General features: G+C 60.9%; 17 protein-coding genes. 6 read left to right on the top strand and 11 right to left on the bottom strand.

The window, feature by feature from the left end:
* Positions 1-4: 4 nt before the first annotated feature.
* The 5 genes from hisC to mtnA all read right to left on the bottom strand — a co-directional run bounded on the left by hisC (position 5) and on the right by mtnA (position 7,567).
* Entirely contained in the window at positions 5-1,117 is a 1,113-nt protein-coding gene (hisC, locus tag M5B97_RS03710; RefSeq protein ID WP_134659724.1) for a histidinol-phosphate transaminase, read from the bottom strand.
* A 9-nt stretch (positions 1,118-1,126) separates the two neighbouring features.
* Positions 1,127-2,221, bottom strand: coding sequence for a prephenate dehydratase (gene pheA / locus M5B97_RS03705; RefSeq protein ID WP_123715161.1), 1,095 nt, complete (start codon positions 2,219-2,221; stop codon positions 1,127-1,129).
* Positions 2,221-3,306 (bottom strand): 3-phosphoserine/phosphohydroxythreonine transaminase, encoded by a 1,086-nt coding sequence (serC, locus tag M5B97_RS03700; RefSeq protein WP_123715220.1) that lies wholly within the window; start codon positions 3,304-3,306, stop codon positions 2,221-2,223. The genes pheA and serC overlap by 1 nt, the downstream gene beginning before the upstream one ends.
* Positions 3,307-3,418: 112 nt before the next feature.
* The gene (gene gyrA, locus M5B97_RS03695) at positions 3,419-6,073 is read right to left on the bottom strand and encodes a DNA gyrase subunit A (RefSeq protein ID WP_123715160.1); all 2,655 of its coding nucleotides are present in this window, start codon (positions 6,071-6,073) and stop codon (positions 3,419-3,421) included.
* Positions 6,074-6,496: 423 nt separating this feature from the next.
* The gene (mtnA, locus tag M5B97_RS03690) at positions 6,497-7,567 is read right to left on the bottom strand and encodes an S-methyl-5-thioribose-1-phosphate isomerase (RefSeq protein ID WP_248730775.1); all 1,071 of its coding nucleotides are present in this window, start codon (positions 7,565-7,567) and stop codon (positions 6,497-6,499) included.
* Between the two features lie 109 nt (positions 7,568-7,676).
* Here mtnA and M5B97_RS03685 point away from each other — a divergent pair, with 109 nt between their 5' ends.
* The 4 genes from M5B97_RS03685 to M5B97_RS03670 all read left to right on the top strand — a co-directional run bounded on the left by M5B97_RS03685 (position 7,677) and on the right by M5B97_RS03670 (position 11,344).
* A complete protein-coding gene (locus M5B97_RS03685; protein ID WP_248730774.1) occupies positions 7,677-9,008 on the top strand; it encodes a TRZ/ATZ family hydrolase in 1,332 nt (443 codons plus the stop codon).
* A 63-nt stretch (positions 9,009-9,071) separates the two neighbouring features.
* Complete coding sequence (ubiG, locus tag M5B97_RS03680) at positions 9,072-9,770, top strand: bifunctional 2-polyprenyl-6-hydroxyphenol methylase/3-demethylubiquinol 3-O-methyltransferase UbiG (RefSeq protein WP_003189760.1); 699 nt, start codon at positions 9,072-9,074, stop codon at positions 9,768-9,770.
* A gap of 4 nt (positions 9,771-9,774) precedes the next feature.
* Positions 9,775-10,446 carry an N-acetylmuramic acid 6-phosphate phosphatase MupP gene (gene mupP / locus M5B97_RS03675; protein ID WP_123715157.1) on the top strand — a complete coding sequence of 224 codons (672 nt, stop codon included), beginning with the start codon at positions 9,775-9,777 and terminating at the stop codon, positions 10,444-10,446.
* 157 nt (positions 10,447-10,603) lie between these two features.
* Positions 10,604-11,344 carry a YciK family oxidoreductase gene (locus M5B97_RS03670; RefSeq protein ID WP_248730773.1) on the top strand — a complete coding sequence of 247 codons (741 nt, stop codon included), beginning with the start codon at positions 10,604-10,606 and terminating at the stop codon, positions 11,342-11,344.
* Between the two features lie 83 nt (positions 11,345-11,427).
* Here the strand turns inward: M5B97_RS03670 and M5B97_RS03665 are convergent, their stop codons facing one another.
* Genes M5B97_RS03665 through M5B97_RS03640 form a run of 6 tightly spaced genes read right to left on the bottom strand, consistent with a single transcriptional unit; the run spans position 11,428 to position 17,585 of the window.
* Entirely contained in the window at positions 11,428-12,942 is a 1,515-nt protein-coding gene (locus M5B97_RS03665) for an ABC transporter substrate-binding protein (protein ID WP_134659716.1), read from the bottom strand.
* Complete coding sequence (locus tag M5B97_RS03660; RefSeq protein WP_134659714.1) at positions 12,924-13,943, bottom strand: ABC transporter ATP-binding protein; 1,020 nt, start codon at positions 13,941-13,943, stop codon at positions 12,924-12,926. Before M5B97_RS03660 ends, M5B97_RS03665 begins: the two co-directional genes overlap by 19 nt.
* The gene (locus M5B97_RS03655; RefSeq protein WP_248730772.1) at positions 13,940-14,896 is read right to left on the bottom strand and encodes an ABC transporter ATP-binding protein; all 957 of its coding nucleotides are present in this window, start codon (positions 14,894-14,896) and stop codon (positions 13,940-13,942) included. Before M5B97_RS03655 ends, M5B97_RS03660 begins: the two co-directional genes overlap by 4 nt.
* Positions 14,893-15,750, bottom strand: a complete 858-nt coding sequence (locus M5B97_RS03650) for an ABC transporter permease (protein WP_248730771.1) — start codon at positions 15,748-15,750, stop codon at positions 14,893-14,895. Before M5B97_RS03650 ends, M5B97_RS03655 begins: the two co-directional genes overlap by 4 nt.
* Positions 15,747-16,694 carry an ABC transporter permease gene (locus M5B97_RS03645; protein ID WP_248730770.1) on the bottom strand — a complete coding sequence of 316 codons (948 nt, stop codon included), beginning with the start codon at positions 16,692-16,694 and terminating at the stop codon, positions 15,747-15,749. Before M5B97_RS03645 ends, M5B97_RS03650 begins: the two co-directional genes overlap by 4 nt.
* A 3-nt stretch (positions 16,695-16,697) precedes the next feature.
* Positions 16,698-17,585 (bottom strand): proline iminopeptidase-family hydrolase, encoded by an 888-nt coding sequence (locus M5B97_RS03640; protein WP_123715149.1) that lies wholly within the window; start codon positions 17,583-17,585, stop codon positions 16,698-16,700.
* Between the two features lie 183 nt (positions 17,586-17,768).
* Between M5B97_RS03640 and M5B97_RS03635 the strand changes: the two genes are divergently transcribed.
* The gene (locus M5B97_RS03635; protein WP_123715148.1) at positions 17,769-18,533 is read left to right on the top strand and encodes a LuxR family transcriptional regulator; all 765 of its coding nucleotides are present in this window, start codon (positions 17,769-17,771) and stop codon (positions 18,531-18,533) included.
* A gap of 92 nt (positions 18,534-18,625) precedes the next feature.
* Positions 18,626-19,558, top strand: a complete 933-nt coding sequence (locus M5B97_RS03630) for a proline iminopeptidase-family hydrolase (RefSeq protein ID WP_248730769.1) — start codon at positions 18,626-18,628, stop codon at positions 19,556-19,558.
* Positions 19,559-19,643 lie beyond the last annotated feature (85 nt).

Raw genomic sequence — 19,643 nt, 5'->3', positions numbered from 1 at the left:
GACATCAACCACGGGCCAGAACCTTGGCCAACGCCTCCAGGAAGCGGCTGTTTTCCGCCGGCAAACCGATTGTGATACGCAGATGGTTCGGCATGCCGTAGTTGGCCACCGGGCGCACGATCACGCCTTCGCGCAGCAAGCCCTGGAATACCGGCGCAGCCACCTGAGCGAGATCGACGCAAATGAAATTGCCCTTGGATGGAATCCAGCCCAGGCCCAGCTCACGCAAACCGTTCTGCAATTGCAGCATGCCGCTTTCGTTGATACGTCGCCCCTCTTCCAGGTACTCGGCATCCTTCAACGCTGCACAGGCCGCCGACAGGGCGAGACTATTGACGTTGAACGGCTGACGCACACGGTTCAGCACATCCGCCACTACGGCCGTCGAGAGCGCATAGCCAACCCGCAGCGATGCCAGGCCATACGCCTTGGAGAACGTGCGCGAGACCAGCAGGTTCGGATAGGCCGCCAGGAAATCCAGACCGTCCGGCAGGTCGCCGCCCTCGGCGTACTCGATATAGGCCTCGTCCAGCACCACCAGCACATGCTCAGGCACATCTTGCAGGAAGTCGTCCAACGCCTGAGCATCGAACCAGGTACCGGTCGGGTTGTTCGGGTTGGCGATAAACACCACGCGGGTTTGCGCGTCTATTGCCGCCAGCATGGCCGGCAGATCATGCCCCCAGTCTTTGGCCGGAATCACTTTCGCATCAGCGCCCACTGCCTGGGTCACGATCGGATAGACCGCAAACGCGTGCTCACTGAACACCGCATTCAGGCCCGGCGCCAGGTAAGCACGGCCGACCAGCTCAAGAATATCGTTGGAGCCGTTGCCCAGGGTCACCTGGTTCAGCTCAACACCGCACTTTTGCGCCAGCAGGGACTTGAGGGCAAAACCGTTGCCGTCGGGATAACGCGTCAGCTCAACCAGCTCTTCACGAATCGCCGCCAGCACTTTAGGGCTTGGGCCCAGCGGGTTCTCGTTGCTCGCCAGCTTGACGATATTGGCAGGATCCAGATTCAACTCACGCGCCAGCTCGTCCACAGGCTTGCCCGGAACGTAAGGCGACAGTTGTTGCACGCCCGGCTGTGCCAGGGCGAGAAAGTTGCCACTCATGTTAAAGCCTCACAAAACCGCTTTCGGGTAAGAGCCCAGCACCTTGAGTGCCACGGCTTCCTGACTGATTTTCTCCAGCACACCTTTGACCAGCGGGTCGCGATGGTGGCCGACGAAGTCGATAAAGAACACATAAGTCCATTTACCGCTGCGCGAAGGACGAGTCTCGATGCGCGTCAGGTCAATCCCGTTATCGTGGAACGGCACCAGCAACTCATGCAGCGCGCCGGGTTTGTTGCTCATAGAGACGATGATCGAAGTCTTGTCGTCGCCGGTCGGCGGCACTTCCTGGTTACCGATCATGAGGAAGCGCGTGGCGTTGTCCGGGCGGTCCTCAATCTTCTCGGCCAGACGCGTAAGGCCATACAGGCCAGCCGCCATATCACCGGCGATGGCCGCCGAGTTCCACTCGCCCTTGACCCGCTTGGCCGCTTCGGCGTTGCTCGATACCGCCACGCGCTCGACATTCGGGTAATGGGCGTCCAGCCACTTGCGGCACTGAGCCAGGGACTGGGCATGGGAGTAGATACGACTGATGCTGTCAGTCTTGGTATTCTCGCCCACCAGCAGGTGGTGATGGATGCGCAGCTCGACTTCGCCGCAGATCACCATGTCATGCTCAAGGAAGCTGTCCAGCGTGTGATTGACGGCGCCTTCGGTGGAGTTTTCCACCGGCACCACACCAAAGTTCACCGCACCGGCTGCCACTTCACGGAACACTTCATCGATGGCCGCCATTGGCTTGCTGATTACCGCGTGGCCGAAGTGCTTCATGGCCGCGGCCTGGGTAAAGGTGCCTTCAGGGCCGAGGTATGCCACCTTCAGCGGCTGCTCCAGGGCCAGGCACGAAGACATGATTTCGCGGAACAACCGCGCCATTTCTTCGTTGCCCAGCGGGCCTTTGTTGCGCTCCATCACGCGCTTGAGCACCTGGGCTTCACGCTCGGGACGGTAGAACACCGGCACTTCGCCTTCCGCCAGGGACGCCATCTTCACCCGCGCCACTTCCTGGGCGCACCGCGCACGCTCACTGATCAGTTCCAGGACTTTCTCGTCCAGGCTATCAATACGTACGCGCAGTGCCTTCAGCTCTTGCTCAGACATTAGCCGTGTTCCTTTTCGAACTCTGCCATGTAGGCAACCAGCGCGTTGATCGCATGGATGTCGACGGCGTTATAGATGGAAGCACGCATGCCACCCACCGAACGGTGCCCCTTGAGGTTCAACAGGCCGCGTTCGTCGGCACCGGCCAGGAACGGCTTGTCCAGACGGTCGTCAGCCAGGCGGAAGGGCACGTTCATCCAGGAGCGGTCAGACAGATTGATCGGGTTGCTGTACAGGCCGCTGGCATCGATGAAGTCGTACAGGACGCGCTTCTTCTCTTCGTTCAGCTTGCCCATGGCAGCTACGCCGCCCTGCTCCTTGAGCCACTCGAATACCAGGCCCGACAAGTACCAGGCAAAGGCCGGCGGGGTGTTGTACATCGAGCCGTTATCCGCTGCGACCTTGTAGTTGAGCATGGTCGGGCACAGCGAACGGGCGCGACCCAGCAGGTCTTCACGGACGATGTTGACCAGAATGCCGCTCGGGCCAATGTTCTTCTGCGCACCGGCGTAGATCATGCCGTATCTGGACACATCGATCGGGCGCGAAAGGATGTCCGAGGACATGTCGCACACCAGCGGGACATCGCCCACTTCAGGCACCCAGTCGAACTCCAGGCCACCAATGGTTTCGTTCGCTACGTAGTGCACGTAGGCGGCGTCCTTCGACAGCTTCCACTCGTTCTGACCCGGAATAGCGAAATAGTCGTAAGGCTTGGCGGTGCCCGCCACATTGACGTGACCGTAACGGGAGGCCTCTTCAATAGCCTTCTGCCCCCAGATACCGGTGTCGATATAGTCGGCAGTGCCGCTTTCAGGTAACAGGTTCAGCGGGATCTGAGCGAACTGCTGGCTCGCACCACCCTGCAGGAACAGCACCTTGTAGTTGGATGGGATGTCCAGCAAGTCGCGCAGATCCTGCTCGGCCTTGGTGGCGATGGACACAAACTCATCGCTGCGATGGCTCATTTCCATCACGGAGAGGCCTTTTCCATGCCAGTCGAGGAGTTCACCCTGCGCGCGCTGCAGGACTGCTTCAGGAAGCGCCGCGGGACCGGCACAGAAGTTATAGGCTCTCTTGCTCACATCCAATCTCACTCTAGATCTGGTGGGGTGGTGCAATAAACACGTATTTCAATACTTTCAGAAGGGACAAACAACAAGGGGGCGAATCTTCATCCGCCCCCTGTGTGTCCGCTTATTCCTGCGGTTCTTCTTCGTCTGCGGCAGCGTCGAGTGTCGGCTCGTCGACGTTGTCATCGCCTGCCGCGATCACCTCGCCATCAAACTCTTCACCTTCAAGTTCCTCGCCTTCGACTTCCGAAGGCTCCTGAACACGCTCCAGGCCGACCAGCTTCTCGTCCTTGATCAGCTTTATCAAGGTCACGCCCTGGGTGTTACGGCCCAGGCTCGAGACTTCAGCCACGCGGGTACGCACCAGGGTGCCCTGGTCGGAAATCAACATGATCTCCTCACCGTCGAGCACCTGGACCGCACCGACCAGACGGCCGTTACGGTCGTTGCTGACCATGGCGATCACGCCCTGGCCGCCACGCTTGTATTCCGGGAACTCGCTGATGGCAGTGCGCTTGCCATAACCACGCTCGGAAGCCGTGAGAATCTGACTGCCTTCTTCCGGGATCAGCATCGAAATCAGCTTCTGCCCTTCCGGCAGGCGCATGCCGCGTACACCGCGGGCGGTACGGCCCATGGCACGAACGTCGGACTCCTTGAAGCGCGTCACCTTGCCGCCGTCGGAGAACAGCATGACTTCACGCTCGCCATCGGTGATGGCGGCGGAGATGAGCACGTCGCCTTCATCCAGCTCCAGGGCGATCAGGCCCACGCTGCGCTGACGGCTGAAGGATTCCAGCGGGGTCTTCTTCACGGTGCCTTTGGCGGTAGCCATGAAGATGAAGTGACCTTCGGTGTATTCCTCGACCGGCAGCATGGTGGTGATGTACTCATCACTGTCCAGCGGCAGCAGGTTGACCAGTGGGCGACCACGGGCGGCACGGGAAGCTTCCGGGATTTCGTAGGTTTTCAGCCAGTACACCTTGCCCTTGCTGGAGAACAGCAGCAGCGTGGTGTGGCTGTTGGCGACCAGCAGGTGAGCAATGTAGTCCTCATCCTTCACGCCGGTCGCCGATTTACCTTTGCCGCCACGACGCTGGGCCTGGTACGCAGCCAGAGGCTGGGTCTTGGCATAGCCGCCGTGGGAGATGGTCACCACGCGCTCTTCTTCCGGGATCATGTCACCCAGGGTCAGGTCGAGGCGTGCATCAAGGATTTCCGTACGGCGCACGTCGCCGTATTCGGCACGGATCACTTCCAGTTCTTCGCGGATCACTTCCATCAGGCGCACGGCGCTGCTGAGGATACGGATCAACTCGCCTATCTGGTTGAGGATCTCCTGGTACTCGGCCAGCAGCTTTTCGTGCTCCAGGCCGGTCAGGCGGTGCAGGCGCAACTCCAGGATGGCCTGGGCCTGTTCCGGCGACAGGAAGTACTTGCCATCACGCATGCCATATTGCGGATCGAGGTTCTCCGGACGGCACGAATCGGCACCGGCGCGCTCGACCATGGTCATCACCGCGCTGGACTCCCAAGGCGTGCTGATCAGCGCTTCCTTGGCTTCCGACGGCGTTGGCGAGGCCTTGATCAGTGCGATAACCGGGTCGATGTTCGACAGCGCAACCGCCTGGCCTTCCAGGATATGGCCGCGCTCACGGGCCTTGCGCAATTCGAATACGGTACGACGAGTCACTACTTCGCGGCGGTGACGGACGAAGGCTTCGAGCAGTTCCTTGAGATTCAGGATGCGCGGACGGCCATCGATCAGGGCCACGACGTTGATACCAAACACGCTCTGCAGCTGGGTCTGGGCGTAAAGGTTGTTGAGGATCACCTCAGGCACTTCGCCACGACGCAGCTCGATCACCACGCGCATACCATCCTTGTCGGACTCGTCACGCAGTTCGGTGATGCCTTCGAGCTTCTTCTCCTTGACCAGCTCGGCGATCTTCTCGATCAGACGCGCCTTGTTCAACTGGTAAGGGAGTTCGGTGATGACGATCTGCTGGCGGCCACCGACCTTGTCGATGTCTTCGATGATCGAGCGGGCACGCATGTAAATGCGACCGCGACCGGTGCGGTAGGCTTCGATGATACCGGCGCGACCGTTGATGATCGCGGCGGTCGGGAAGTCCGGACCGGGGATATATTGCATCAGCTCATCGACGGTCAGCTCGGGGTTGTCGATGAGGGCCAGGCAACCGTCGATGACTTCACCGAGGTTGTGCGGCGGGATGTTGGTCGCCATGCCCACGGCGATACCGCTGGAACCGTTGACCAGCAGGTTGGGGATCTTGGTCGGCATGACGGCCGGGATCATTTCGGTGCCGTCGTAGTTCGGCACCCAGTCCACGGTTTCTTTATGCAGGTCGGCCAGCAGCTCGTGCGCCAGCTTGGTCATGCGCACTTCGGTGTAACGCATGGCCGCGGCGTTGTCGCCGTCGACGGAACCGAAGTTGCCCTGGCCGTCTACCAGCAGGTAGCGCAGGGAAAACGGCTGGGCCATCCGAACGATGGTGTCGTACACCGCAGTGTCGCCGTGAGGGTGATACTTACCGATCACGTCACCGACAACACGGGCAGATTTCTTGTACGGCTTGTTCCAGTCGTTACCCAGCTCGCTCATCGCGAACAGCACACGCCGGTGCACGGGCTTCAAGCCATCGCGCGCATCAGGCAGTGCCCGACCGACAATTACGCTCATCGCGTAGTCGAGGTAGGACTGTTTCAGCTCGTCTTCGATATTGACCGGGAGGATTTCTTTGGCCAGTTCGCCCATGAGAAGCCTGATTCCTTTTTCGGGTGAAACCTCGTCACATCCATATGGGACGAACGAAGCTCGCCGCTGCCGGCAGGTGCCTGGCAACGACTTACGACAAATCAACGAGTTATGACACGGATCTGCGCGTTATAGGCAACCCCTCGGGGCGGCCCTGGAAACCGCCGGATGTTATCACAATCGCCGCCACGCACCTATCCCCCTGATGCGCATGGAGCATAGTAAGTTGACGGATGACAGGCTTGAGGGCGACGAGAGGGGCTCAGAGAAGCGTCGGCACTGTTTTTTGAGGGCAGATCCCAGTGTTTTATTGACATCGAGGGCCAATCGGGGGGCAAGCACCCCTCCCAGATTTGAATGTGCGCACAATTCAACAGTGAAAGGGCGCTTGCCCCGAGCGCTATCTGACAGCCGACAACGCTGTTAATGCAGCCGCTTACGGCACATCAACTTGGCCAGCTTGGCCGTGTCGGGCCGCTCGACGATACCTTTTTCAGTCACGATCACATCAATCAGATCTGCCGGGGTCACATCAAACACCGGATTAACAGCACTCACGTCCAACCGTTGGCCGTCAACGTCCAACAGTTCGCGCGTGTCACGCTCTTCGAGGGTGACATCATCCCCCGTGGCCATCATCAGATCGAGTGTGGAACTCGGCGCCACTACCATAAAGCGCACACCGTGGTGCATGGCGCACACCGCCAACTGGTACGTGCCGATCTTGCCGACAACATCGCCATTGGCGGCAATGCAGTCGGCACCGACGATCACCCAGGTCACGCCCTTGGTCTTGAGAATATGGGCGCCGGCAGAGTCGGCGTTTACCGTGACCGGAACGCCCTCGCCCGCCAGTTCCCAGGCAGTCAGCCGCGACCCTTGCAGCCAGGGGCGGGTTTCGTTGGCGTAGACCTGCTCGACCAAGCCCTCGAGGAAAGCCGCGCGAATAACCCCAAGCGCCGTGCCGACACCGCCTGTCGCCAAGGCGCCTGCATTGCCATGAGTGAGGATTGCCTGGGCGTTGCCTTGATGCCTGCGAATCCGTTCAACCCCCAACTGGGCCATGACGAGGTTGGCTTCCCGGTCGCTTTCATGGATCGCAATGGCTTCGGCCTCCAGCACCGCTAAAGGATCGGCATGTTTCTTGACGCGATCCAGACGGTCACGCATACGCTGCAAGGCCCAGAACAAATTCGCCGCGGTTGGGCGCGAATCGGCTAAAAGTGCGTAGTCCTCTTCCCATGCAGCCTGCCAGTCCCCGCCTTCTGCGATTCGAGAGCGGGCTGCCAGTACCAGCCCGTAGGCTGCGCTGATGCCGATGGCTGACGCGCCACGTACCACCATCGAGCGAATGGCCTGGGCCACCTCATCCACCGTGGTACAGGCTACCCAGCTTTCCCGGGACGGCAGCGCACGCTGATCGAGCAGGTGCAGCGCGCCATCACGCCAATCGATGGCCTTTACTTTCTCGGCAGCCAACAGTCGGTCGCGCATCCCTTACCCCGCACTCATGAACAAAAGCCGCCGATTATAGCGATCCGCCAGCCAGGACGCTCGGGTATACTTCGCCCTTCTTTTATAGCTGCCTGGGAAGACGCCTGCGATGACCGCCACTGCCGCCCCCCTCGACTTATTGTTACTGCCAACCTGGCTGGTACCCGTCGAACCCGCGGGCGTAGTGCTCAAAGCGCATGGCCTGGGCATTCGCGACGGGCGAATCGCATTTATCGGGCCTCGCGAAACCGCCTTGAAGCTCGCCACCAAAGAGACGCGTGAACTGCCGGGCATGTTGCTCAGCCCCGGCCTGGTCAACGCCCACGGCCATGCGGCAATGAGCCTGTTTCGCGGCCTGGCCGACGACCTGCCGTTGATGACGTGGCTGGAAAAGCACATCTGGCCCGCCGAGGCCAAATGGGTCGATGAAGCCTTTGTCCGCGACGGCACCGACCTGGCCATTGCCGAGCAGCTCAAGGGTGGCATCACGTGTTTCTCCGACATGTACTTCTTTCCCAAAGTCGCCAGCGACTGCGTACACAACAGCGGCATGCGCGCGCAGATCGCCATTCCGATCCTCGACTTCCCGATTCCCGGCGCCGCCAGCGCCGATGAGGCGATTCGCCAGGGCATCGAGGTGTTCGGCGACCTCAAGCATCACCCGCGCATCAGGATCACCTTCGGCCCCCACGCGCCCTACACCGTGTGCGATGAAAACCTGGAAAAAATCCGGATGATCGCCGAAGAACTGGACGCTTCGATCCATATGCACGTGCACGAAACCGCGTTCGAAGTGCAACAGGCCGTGGAACAAACCGGTGAGCGCCCATTGGCCCGCCTGGGTCGCCTCGGTTTGCTGGGCCCGCGCTTCCAGGCCGTTCATATGACCCAAATCAGCGAGGATGACCTGGCTTTGCTGGTAGAAAGCAACACCAGCGTCATCCATTGCCCGGAATCGAACCTGAAACTGGCCAGCGGCTTCTGCCCGGTGGAACGTCTGTGGCAAGCGGGTATCAATGTTGCGATCGGCACCGACGGCGCCGCCAGCAATAATGACCTGGACCTGCTGGGTGAAACCCGCACCGCCGCGATGCTGGCCAAGGCGGTAGCCGGATCGGCCACCGCGCTGGATGCCCATCGTGCGCTGCGCATGGCCACCCTGAACGGCGCCCGGGCCATGGGCCTGGAGAGCGAGATTGGTTCGCTGGAGGTCGGCAAGGCCGCCGACATCGTGGCCTTCGATCTGTCCGGCCTGGCGCAACAACCGATCTACGATCCGGTCTCACAACTTATATACGCCACCGGACGCGATTGTGTGAAACACCTTTGGGTCGCCGGCAAGCAGTTGCTCGACGACCGGCGATTGACCCGCATGAACGAGCAGGAACTGGTCGCCTCGGCGATTGAGTGGGGCCGGCGCATCAGCGGGCGAAACGAATAATGTCGGTTTTGGACCAGCGCGTTCAAAGCCTGTAAACCGATTATCAGCTTTAGAGGATTCACCATGAGCAACGTCGACCACGCCGAAATCGCCAAATTCGAAGCCCTGGCTCACCGCTGGTGGGACCGCGAAAGCGAGTTCAAGCCGCTGCACGACATCAACCCGCTGCGGGTCAACTGGATTGACGAACGCGTCAACCTGGCCGGCAAGAAGGTATTGGACGTCGGTTGCGGCGGCGGCATCCTCAGTGAAGCGATGGCCCAGCGCGGTGCCACCGTGATGGGCATCGACATGGGCGAGGCGCCGCTGGCCGTCGCCCAACTGCACCAACTGGAATCCGGCGTAAGCGTGGAATACCGCCAGATCACCGCCGAAGCCCTGGCCGAAGAGATGCCGGAGCAGTTCGACGTGGTGACCTGCCTGGAAATGCTGGAACACGTACCCGACCCCTCTTCAGTAATCCGCGCCTGCTTTCGCATGGTCAAGCCGGGCGGCCAGGTGTTCTTCTCCACCATCAACCGCAACCCCAAGGCTTACCTGTTCGCCATCATCGGCGCCGAATACATCATGAAGCTGCTGCCGCGCGGCACCCATGACTTCAAGAAATTCATCCGCCCGTCCGAACTGGGCGCGTGGAGCCGCCAGGCAGGACTGACCGTCAAGGACATCATCGGCCTGACCTACAACCCGCTGACCAAGCACTACAAGCTGGCCAACGACGTTGACGTCAACTACATGATCCAGACCCTGCGCGAGGAGTAAGCCGGTGAAGTTGCGAGCAGTTCTCTTCGATATGGACGGTACCCTGCTGGACACCGCGCCGGACTTTATCGCCATCTGCCAGGCCATGCGCGCCGACCGTGGCCTGGCGCCGATCAACGATCAGCACATTCGCGATGAAATCTCCGGCGGTGCACGGGCGATGGTCGCAGTGACGTTCTCGATGGACCCCGAATCCCCTGGTTTCGAGGCACTGCGCCTGGAGTTCCTGGAACGCTACCTCAAGGGCTGCGCGATCCACAGCAAGCTTTTCGAGGGCATGGGCGAGCTGCTGGACGACATTGAAAAGTCCAAGCTGATATGGGGCGTGGTGACCAACAAGCCGCTGCGCTTCGCCGAGCCGATCATGCAGCAGTTGGGCCTGGCCGAACGTTCGGCACTGCTGATCTGCCCGGATCACGTGAAGAACAGCAAGCCGGACCCTGAACCACTGATCCTGGCGTGCAAGATGCTCGACCTGGACCCGGCGAGCGTGCTGTTCGTGGGCGATGACCTGCGCGATATCGAGTCCGGCCGCGACGCCGGCACCCGCACCGCAGCGGTCACCTACGGCTATATCCACCCGGACGACAACCCGCGCCATTGGGGCGCGGATGTAGTAGTGGATCACCCGCTGGAGCTGCGCAAGGTACTGGATAGCGCTCTCTGCAGTTGCTGAAGCATGGCTGCCCCCTGTAGGAGCGAAGCTTGCTCGCGAAAAACCTGAGAGCATTGCGTTTATCCAGATGCCCCGCGCTATCGTTGACGCTTTTCGCGAGCAAGCTCGCTCCTACAGAAAGCACGCGGATTTCCTGTGAATTTTGTCGAGGTTGTTTATGTTTGATTACTCCGCACGCCCAGACCTGCTCAAAGACCGAATCATCCTGGTGACCGGTGCCGGTCGCGGGATTGGCGCGGCAGCGGCGAAAACCTATGCCGCCCATGGCGCCACGGTGTTGTTGCTGGGCAAGACCGAAGCCAACCTGGCCCAGGTGTATGACGAGATCGAAGCCGCAGGCCAGCCGCAACCGGTGGTGATCCCGTTCAACCTGGAAACCGCCCTGCCCCATCAATACGATGAACTGGCAGCCATGATCGAAAAGGAATTCGGCCACCTCGACGGCCTGCTGCATAACGCTTCGATCATCGGCCCACGCACACCGATCGAACAGTTGTCCGGTGAGAACTTCATGCGTGTGATGCAGGTGAACGTCAACGCAATGTTCATGCTGACCAGCACCCTGCTGCCGCTGCTCAAGCTGTCCAAGGACGCATCGGTGGTGTTCACCTCCAGCAGCGTCGGGCGCAAGGGTCGGGCGTATTGGGGTGCTTATGGCGTGTCGAAATTCGCCACCGAAGGTTTGATGCAAACCCTGGCCGACGAGCTGGAAGACGTCGCGTCGGTACGGTCCAACAGCATCAACCCGGGCGGTACGCGCACCAGCATGCGGGCCCAGGCGTACCCAGGGGAAAACCCGATGGAAAGGCCGGCGCCGGAAGAAATTATGCCGGTGTACCTGTACCTGATGGGGCCGGACAGCGCCGGCATCAACGGCCAGGCATTCGACGCGCAATAGGCCAAAAGAAGAGCCAACTGACACAACCAAAACCAAATGGGGGAGCGGGCTTGCCCGCTCCCACAGGGGTATTGCGACGCTCTCTAGTTTTTCACCACTTCCTCAAGCGTGAAGCGCCCCAGCGGGTTTTGCAGGAAGTTGCTCACATTCTTGCGTGAGATGTTGATGTACGGGCTGTAGTACAGGTCGATCCAGTTCACATCCTGTTTCGCCAGCTTCTGCAGTTCGACATACATCTGCTCACGCTTGGCCGGGTCGGCCTCGATGCGCGCCGCGGCCACCAGTTCCTTGACCTTGTCATTCTTGTAGCGGGTCATGTAGTTCTGGTTGGTGTCGTGCCCCAGTACGAAGGTGGTTTTCTGGTCCGGGTCGAGAATGTCGTTGGTCCAGTACATCACCGAAATATCGTACTCACCATCCACCAACATCTGCCAGCTCTGGGTTGGGTCGACCTTTTGCAGGTTGGCGGTCACGCCGACTTTGGCCAGTTGGTCCTTGATGATCACCGCGATCTGCTCATCGGCCTCGTTGCCGGCATTGACTACGTAGTTGAGCTTCAAGTCCTTGGCACCGGCCTGCTCCAACAGTTTCTTAGCGGCCGTCGGGTCATACGGGCGCTGCAGGTTGTTGGCATAGTGGTACAACGAGCCTTTCGGGATGTAGGAATAAGCCACTGTGCCTTGACCGTAAGTGGCGGTCTTGACCAGCGATTGTTTATCAATGGCCATGTCCAGCGCCTCGCGCACTTCCTGCTTGGCCAGCAGACCGTGAGCGTGGTTGATCAGCAAGTGATCCTCACGGGTGGACGGGTCGGAGTGGATCACCACATTCTTGTCTTTTTTCAGCTCTTCCACCCGGGAGAACGGCACGAAGATCGCTGTGTCCAGCTCGTTGTTCTGCACCATGCGCATACGGGTGTTGTCGTCGGTCACCGACACCCATTCCACGCCGTCCAGGCTAACGTTCTTGGCTTGCCAGAAGTTCGGGTTTTTCTTCAGGATCACCCGATCGCCCTTGCGCCACTCATCCACGGTAAACGCGCCCGAGGTCACCGGCTTTTCCGAGTACGCGTCTTCGCCCATCTGGGTCATGGCCTTTTCCGACAGGATCGATACGGTGGGCGACGCCAGTTGCGAGAGGAAAGCCACGGCGGGAGTTTTCAGGGTGACCACCAGGGTTTTCGCGTCCGTGGCCTTGGCGGTGTTGATCAGGCTGAACGGATCGCTCCACAGCGAGGCTTTGTTGTCGCGGATCCGCAACAGGCTGAACGCAGCATCGTCGGCGGTGATTGGCGAACCGTCGGAGAACTTCGCATCGCGCAGCTTGAAGGTGTAGGTCAGGCCGTCCTTGGAAATGTCCCAGCTTTCGGCCAGCCCCGGCTCCATCTCGGTGCCCAGGTTGTCCACGCGCACCAGGGTGTCGTAGACGTTGGCGAATACCCAGGTGTCGCGATTTTGCGCGCTTTTGATCGGGTCGAACGTGGTGCTGTCTTCACGGCAGCCGATGGTCAGGACGCCAGCGGCGTGTGCCAGCCCGGCCGTCAGCGACCAAGCGGTCAATGTGGCGGCGGCGAGCAACTTCAAGTGACGGGATTGCATGTCTGAACTCCTTGTTGATAGACGGCAGAAAGGGTCAACGGCTCTTCAAGCACGCAACTGTACCGATGCTCGTGCAGGAAATGGGTAGGCGGCAACACCACGGAACACAGAGGCCGGGCGTGCCGGCAACGCGGGTGAAAGGCGCAACCTGTAGGTAAATTCAACGGGCTTGGTGGCTCGCCCGGTAAGGGTTCAGCCGGTAACGGCCGACGGGGATCGATCTCGGGAATCGCCTCAATCAACGCCGCCGTATAGGGATGGCGCGGTGCGGTGAACACCGCCTCTACGGGCCCTTCTTCGACGATCTTGCCCAGGTACATCACCGCCACGCGGTCGCACAGGCGTCGCACAATGGCCAGGTCATGAGCGATAAACAGGATCGCCAGGTTCATGCGCTGCTGCAGCTCCAGCAACAGGTTGATGATCTGGCCCTGGATCGACACATCCAGCGCCGCCACGCACTCATCGGCAATGATCAAGCGCGGCTCCACCGCCAATGCGCGTGCGATACCGACCCGCTGGCACTGGCCGCCACTGAGGGAGCCGGGTTTGCGGCTGGCCAGCTCCGGGCGCAGCCCGACCAGATCGAGCAGCTCATCGACCCGACGTGGAATGTCCTGCGGTGTGACCTTGCGCTGTACCCGCAACACTTCGGCAAGGGTTTCGCCGACCGTGTGGCGTGGGTTCAGCGCGGCGTACGGATCCTGGAAGATCATCGCGGTTTCATGGCGCAGGCGGGCAATGTCGATAGCGCTGCCGTGGGCCATGTCGATACCATCGAACAGTACCTGGCCGGCGCTGATCGGGTTGAGGTGCAAAATCGCCCGGCCCAACGTACTTTTACCGCTGCCGGATTCGCCCACCAACCCGAGGGTTTCCCCGGCGCCCAGGTTCAGTGAGACACCATTGACGGCCCTCACCCACTGCTTGTTCAGACCGAACACACCACTGCCGGACGCGGCGAAGCGCACCTCAAGGTCCTTGATCTGCAACAGGCTCATGGGCGCTCTCCCAATGGATAGTGGCACGCTACCTGCGCGCCTTCGGGCAGCCATTCAGTACACAACGCGCCGACCTGCGGGCAACGTGGGCTGAAGCGGCAACCACGCGGTAACGCATCCAGCAACGGCGGTTGGCCGGGAATGGTGCGCAGCAAGGCATGGCCGCTGCTGTGGGCCGGCTGGCAATCGATCAGGCCGGCGGTATAAGGATGTTGCGGACGCGCCAGCACGTCGTATTTGCTGCCGTGTTCGCACAGGCGCCCGGCGTACATCACCGCAATGGAATCACAGGTCTGCGCCACCACGCCGAGATCATGGGTGATCATGATGATCGACAGGCCCCGCTGGTCGCGCAGGTCCAGCAACAGGCGCAGGATTTGCGCCTGCACCGTCACATCCAGCGCCGTGGTGGGCTCATCGGCAATCAGTACTTTCGGGTTGCAGCCCAACGCCACGGCGATCATGGCGCGCTGGCGCATGCCGCCGGAAAATTCGTGAGGGTAGTTGTCGACCCGCGCCTGGGGGTCGGGGATGCCTACCTGACGCAGCACCTCGATGGCCTGCCATCGCGCCTCTTTTTTCGACGCCCCCTGATGCAGGCGAATGCCCTCGGCAATCTGCTCACCGATACGCATCAACGGGTCGAGGTGGCTGCTGGGGTTCTGGAAGATCATGCCCAGTTGGCCGCCGCGCACGGCACGCATGCCGGCGTCATCCAGTGACAACAGGTCTTGGCCGGCCAGTCGCACCGCGCCGCCTTGCACGCGTAAGCCGGGCGATGGCAGCAGACGCATCAAGCCGCGACAGGCCATGGTCTTACCCGAGCCGCTTTCCCCCACCAGGCCGAGGATTTCACCTTCAGCCAAGTCGAAGGACACGCGGTCCACCAGGGTCACATCGCGCCCGGTGTTGTTGGCGATCACGCTGAGGTCGCGCACTTGCAGCAAGCTCATGAGCGGTCCCCCAACACGTGCGCCACACCGTCGGCCAGCAGGCTGAAGCCCATGGCCAGGGTCACGATGGCCAAGCCCGGAAAGGTGCAGATCCACCACGCCGTGGTGATAAACGCTTGCCCTTCGGCCACCATCGTCCCCCACTCGGCAGTCGGCGGTTGCACGCCCAGGCCGAGGTAACTCACGGCGGCACCGTTGAGCAGCACCAGCACGGCGTCAGACATGGAAAACACGATCGAACCGAACATCGCATTGGGCAGCAAATGCCGGAACAGAATGCGCCCATGGCCGAAGCCCAGGCTCTTGGCGGCCAGGGCAAAGTCGCTTTCCTTGAGCACCAGGATCTGGGAGCGGATCAGCCGCGCATAGGATACCCAGCCTACCAACGCCATGGCGATATAGAAGCTCTTCAGGCCCGGGCCGAGGATAGCCATGATCGCCAGCATCAGCACCAGGAACGGAAACGCCAGGATCACGTCGATCACGCGCATGCAAAAGCTATCGAAACGCCCGCCTATGTAGCCGGAAACCGCGCCGACGAAGGTGCCGATCATGAACGGAAAAATCACCCCGACGATGGCCAGTTGCAGGTCGATGCGCGCACCCCAGATCACCCGTGAAAGGATGTCTCGGCCATAGTTGTCCGTGCCGAAGGGATGGGCCGCGCTCGGCGCCAGCAGGCTGAGGTCAGTGTTCTGCGCAATCGGGTCATAGGGCGCGATCCACGGCGCGAACAGCGCCAGGGCCAACCAGCCGAACAGGATCAACAGCCCCCAGGCCGCGGTCAGCCGACCGTTGCGAAAACCAAACCGCAGGCGCAAGCGCCACGGGGCGATCAGCGGGCGGCTGCTCATTGCATCTTCACTCGCGGGTCGAGGGCCACCGTCACCACATCGGCGAGGAAGTTGACCACCACCGTCGCACAGGCCAGCACCATCGCCACGCCCTGCACCACCATGTAGTCGCGGGTAAAGATACCGCGCACCAGCAATTGGCCAATGCCCGGAATCGCGAACAGACTCTCGATTACCACGGTGCCGCTGATCAGCCAGCCGATATTCACTGCCAGCAGGTTGACCGCCGGCACCAGTGAGTTGGGCAGCACATGCCGGCGGAACACCGCGGCCTCCGACAGCCCGCGCGCCCGTGCAGCGGTGACGTGGTCGGCCTGCAACTCCATCAACATGCTCGCCCGCAGGTTGCGTACCAGCACCGCCGACAGCGCCAGCGCGATGGTCAGGCAGGGCAACAGCATATGGTGGGCCTTATCCAGCCAGGTCCGCCCATAGCCGGACACCGGGAACAAGCCCCATTGCACACTCAGCAACAGGATCAACATCAAGCCCAGCCAGAATGCCGGCATGCCCAGGCCGACCGTGGTGAACACGCGGACCAGGTTGTCCACCCACCCACCTTTATTGCGTGCCGCCAGCGTCGCCAACGGCAGCGCAATCAGCAGCGCCAGCACCACACTGCCCAGTACCAGCACCAGGGTCGGCTCGATGCGGGTGACGATCAGCTTCAGCGCATCAACCTTGTACAGCAGCGACTGGCCGAGATCGCCATTGAGCAGGTTCTTGAGGAAGTAGAAATATTGCAGCCACAGAGGCTGATCAAGACCGTACTGGGCGCGGATTTTCAGCAGCGCATCCGGTGTGCTGCGCGAGCCTAGCAAGGCCCGCGCCGGGTCGCCGGGGATCGAGCGCACCAGCACAAAGGTGATCAGGCTGATGCCGAACAACACCGGCAGCAACTGCAGCGGCCGGGAGAGCACAAAGCGATAGCGCGCCAGGTTCATCCGTCAGCCTCGGTGACGAGCGAGAAAGTCCAGCAATACCGGAAAATATGCCTGGGGCTCTTCATAAAACGGCATATGGCTGCTGTTGGGGAACACGTGCAACTCGGCGTGCCTGGCGGCCTGCTTCATGCGCATGGCGCAGGCCGGGGTCAGCTCGTCATGTTGGCCGGTGGTGATCAATATCGGCATCTTGAACCCGGCCATCTCGGGGATGCGGTTCCAGTCCTTGAGGTTGCCGATGTACAGAAATTCGTTGGGGCCTTGCATGGTTTCGTACGGTCCCATGTTCCAGTCGCCGAGGGAGCGCTTGACCGGCTCGGGCCATTCGTCCAGGCGGCACACGTGGCGGTAGTTGAGCAAGGTAATGGCCGCCTGGTACTGCGGGTGGTCCAGGGTGCCCATGGCTTCGTGGCGTTGCATCATGGCCACGGTTTCGCTGCCCAGGGCACTGCGCAGGCGTTCAAGTTCTTGAGACAGGTGCGGGATGTCGCCGACGGTGTTTTCCAGGATCAGGCTTTTCAGCGCGTCGGGGTAATGGATGGCGTATTCGATACCCAGCCAGCCGCCCCAGGAATGCCCCAGCAAGTGCACGCGCCCCAGGCCCAGGGCTTGGCGCACGGTTTCGACTTCTTCCACATAACGGCGGATTTCCCACAGGGCAACATCGGTCGGTCTGGCTGATGCGCCCGTGCCAAGCTGGTCGAATGCAACCACTCGCAGGTTATGGTCCTTGAGCCAGCCATGGGCGTCGCGCAAGTAATCACACGGCAGGCCCGGACCGCCGTTGAGACACAACAGCACCTCATCGCCGTCGCCAAAGCTGTAGACCACGAGGTTATGACCGTCGACTTGCACGTTGTACTGCTGGTCGGGGGCAATTTCACGCCACATGTATACATTCCTTGTGTTGTATCGGCCTGGCAGCTAGCGGCCGTTTATCAGGCCAACACTACCGAGGATGCCGCGCGTCCATAACCTAGTATTTCTTATAGGTTTGGCCTGGCAGTCCTTCGCCGGGGCGTGGCATTCTACTTGCAGCAAGTCGAGATTCAAACGAATTCGGGAGCAGAACGGATGCTGGCCAAGCTAACTGCCTTCAATAACCGCCTTATGCCGGGCAGGAGCCTGGATGAACAGATGGACAACACGTTCATCCTCGCCCAGCAGTTGGGCTTCGATGCGTTGGTGTATGACTACACCCCGGTGCCCATCGACCTTGATGGCACGCTGATCACCCCCTCGGTGCTGGAGTTGCGTAACACACCGACCGACTGGCAGGCCTTGTGGTGCAGCGAAGGGTTTTACCAGATTGACCCGGTGCAGCATCTGGCGCTGAGCACAGTGTCGCCGTTTGTCTGGTCTTACGAGGCAAAAACCGAGACCGCCCTGCAGAAAATCATCGACCCCTGCCACGCGCCGGTATCGTCCTACCTCCATGAACGGCAACTGACCTGCGGTGTCAGCGTGCCCATTCACTTGCCCCGGGGCGGTTTTGCCTCCCTTACCGGCCTGCGCATCGGCAAGGCGCACACGGTTTTGAAGGACGCCCAGCAGACCCTGGCGGATTTCAGCCTCATTACTCACGCCTTGCAGGAAGCGGCCTACCCGCTGTTCAGCAAAGAGCTTCGCACCTACCCGCACATTCATTTGACCAAGCGTGAACGCGAGTGCCTGAAATGGGCCGCCGACGGCTTGACCGCCGCCGAAATCGCCACGCAACTGAGCCGTTCATTGGCGGTGGTCACCCTGCACCTGGCTTCGGCCATGCACAAACTGGGCGCCAAGAACCGCGTTCAGGCGGTGGTGCGTGCCACCCATTACCGCCTGCTCGAAGATTGAGCCATCGGCAAAACCTATCTGTTTTGCTAGTTACCTAAACGTCCCGTGCAGATTATCGTGGCCCTGATCCTTTTTTCAGAGCAGGGTACGAAATGGAATTCATCGAAAAAGTCCGCGAAGGCTATGCGACCTTTGGCGCTTACCAGACCTGGTACCGCGTCACCGGCGACCTGACCACCGGCCGCACCCCCTTGGTGATCATCCATGGCGGCCCTGGTTGCACCCATGACTATGTCGACGCCTTCAAGGACGTCGCCGCCAGTGGTCATGCGGTCATTCACTATGACCAACTGGGCAATGGCCGCTCCACTCACCTGCCCGACAAAGACCCATCGTTCTGGACCATCGGCCTGTTCCTCGAAGAGCTGAACAACCTGCTGGACCACCTGCAGATCAGCGATAACTACGCGATCCTCGGCCAGTCCTGGGGCGGTATGCTCGGCAGCGAACATGCGATCCTGCAGCCCAAGGGCCTGCGCGCGTTTATCCCGGCCAACTCGCCAACGTGCATGCGCACCTGGGTCAGCGAGGCCAACCGCCTGCGCAAATTGTTGCCGGAAGGCGTGCATGAAACCCTGCTCAAGCACGAACAGGCCGGCACCTACCAGGACCCGGAATACCTGGCCGCTTCGCGGGTTTTCTATGACCAGCACGTATGCCGGGTCAACCCATGGCCGGAAGAGGTGGCACGTACCTTCGCCCAGGTTGATTCAGACCCGACCGTGTACCACGCCATGAGCGGCCCGACCGAGTTTCACGTCATCGGCAGCTTGAAAGACTGGAACGTGATTGGCCGCCTGTCGGCGATCAACGTACCGACGCTGGTGATCTCCGGTCGACACGACGAGGCCACTCCGCTGGTGGTCAAGCCGTTTCTGGATGAGATCGCGGACGTGCGCTGGGCACTGTTTGAAGACTCCAGCCACATGCCCCACGTGGAAGAACGCCAGGCGTGCATGGGAACAGTGGTGAAGTTTCTGGATGAGGCGTGTTCGGCGAAGCACTCCGAACGCAAGGCTGGATGATTGCCAAATGTGGGAGCGTGCCTGCCTGCGAAGACGGTGTGCCAGCCGCGGTTATTTCAACCGAGCCACCGCCTTCGCGAGCAAG

Origin of the sequence: Pseudomonas sp. MWU13-2517, from assembly GCF_023242545.1 — a bacterium.
Taxonomy (GTDB): Bacteria; Pseudomonadota; Gammaproteobacteria; order Pseudomonadales; family Pseudomonadaceae; genus Aquipseudomonas.
Note: the sequence above shows the minus strand (reverse complement) of the source record. Positions and strands in the feature narration are given on the sequence as shown.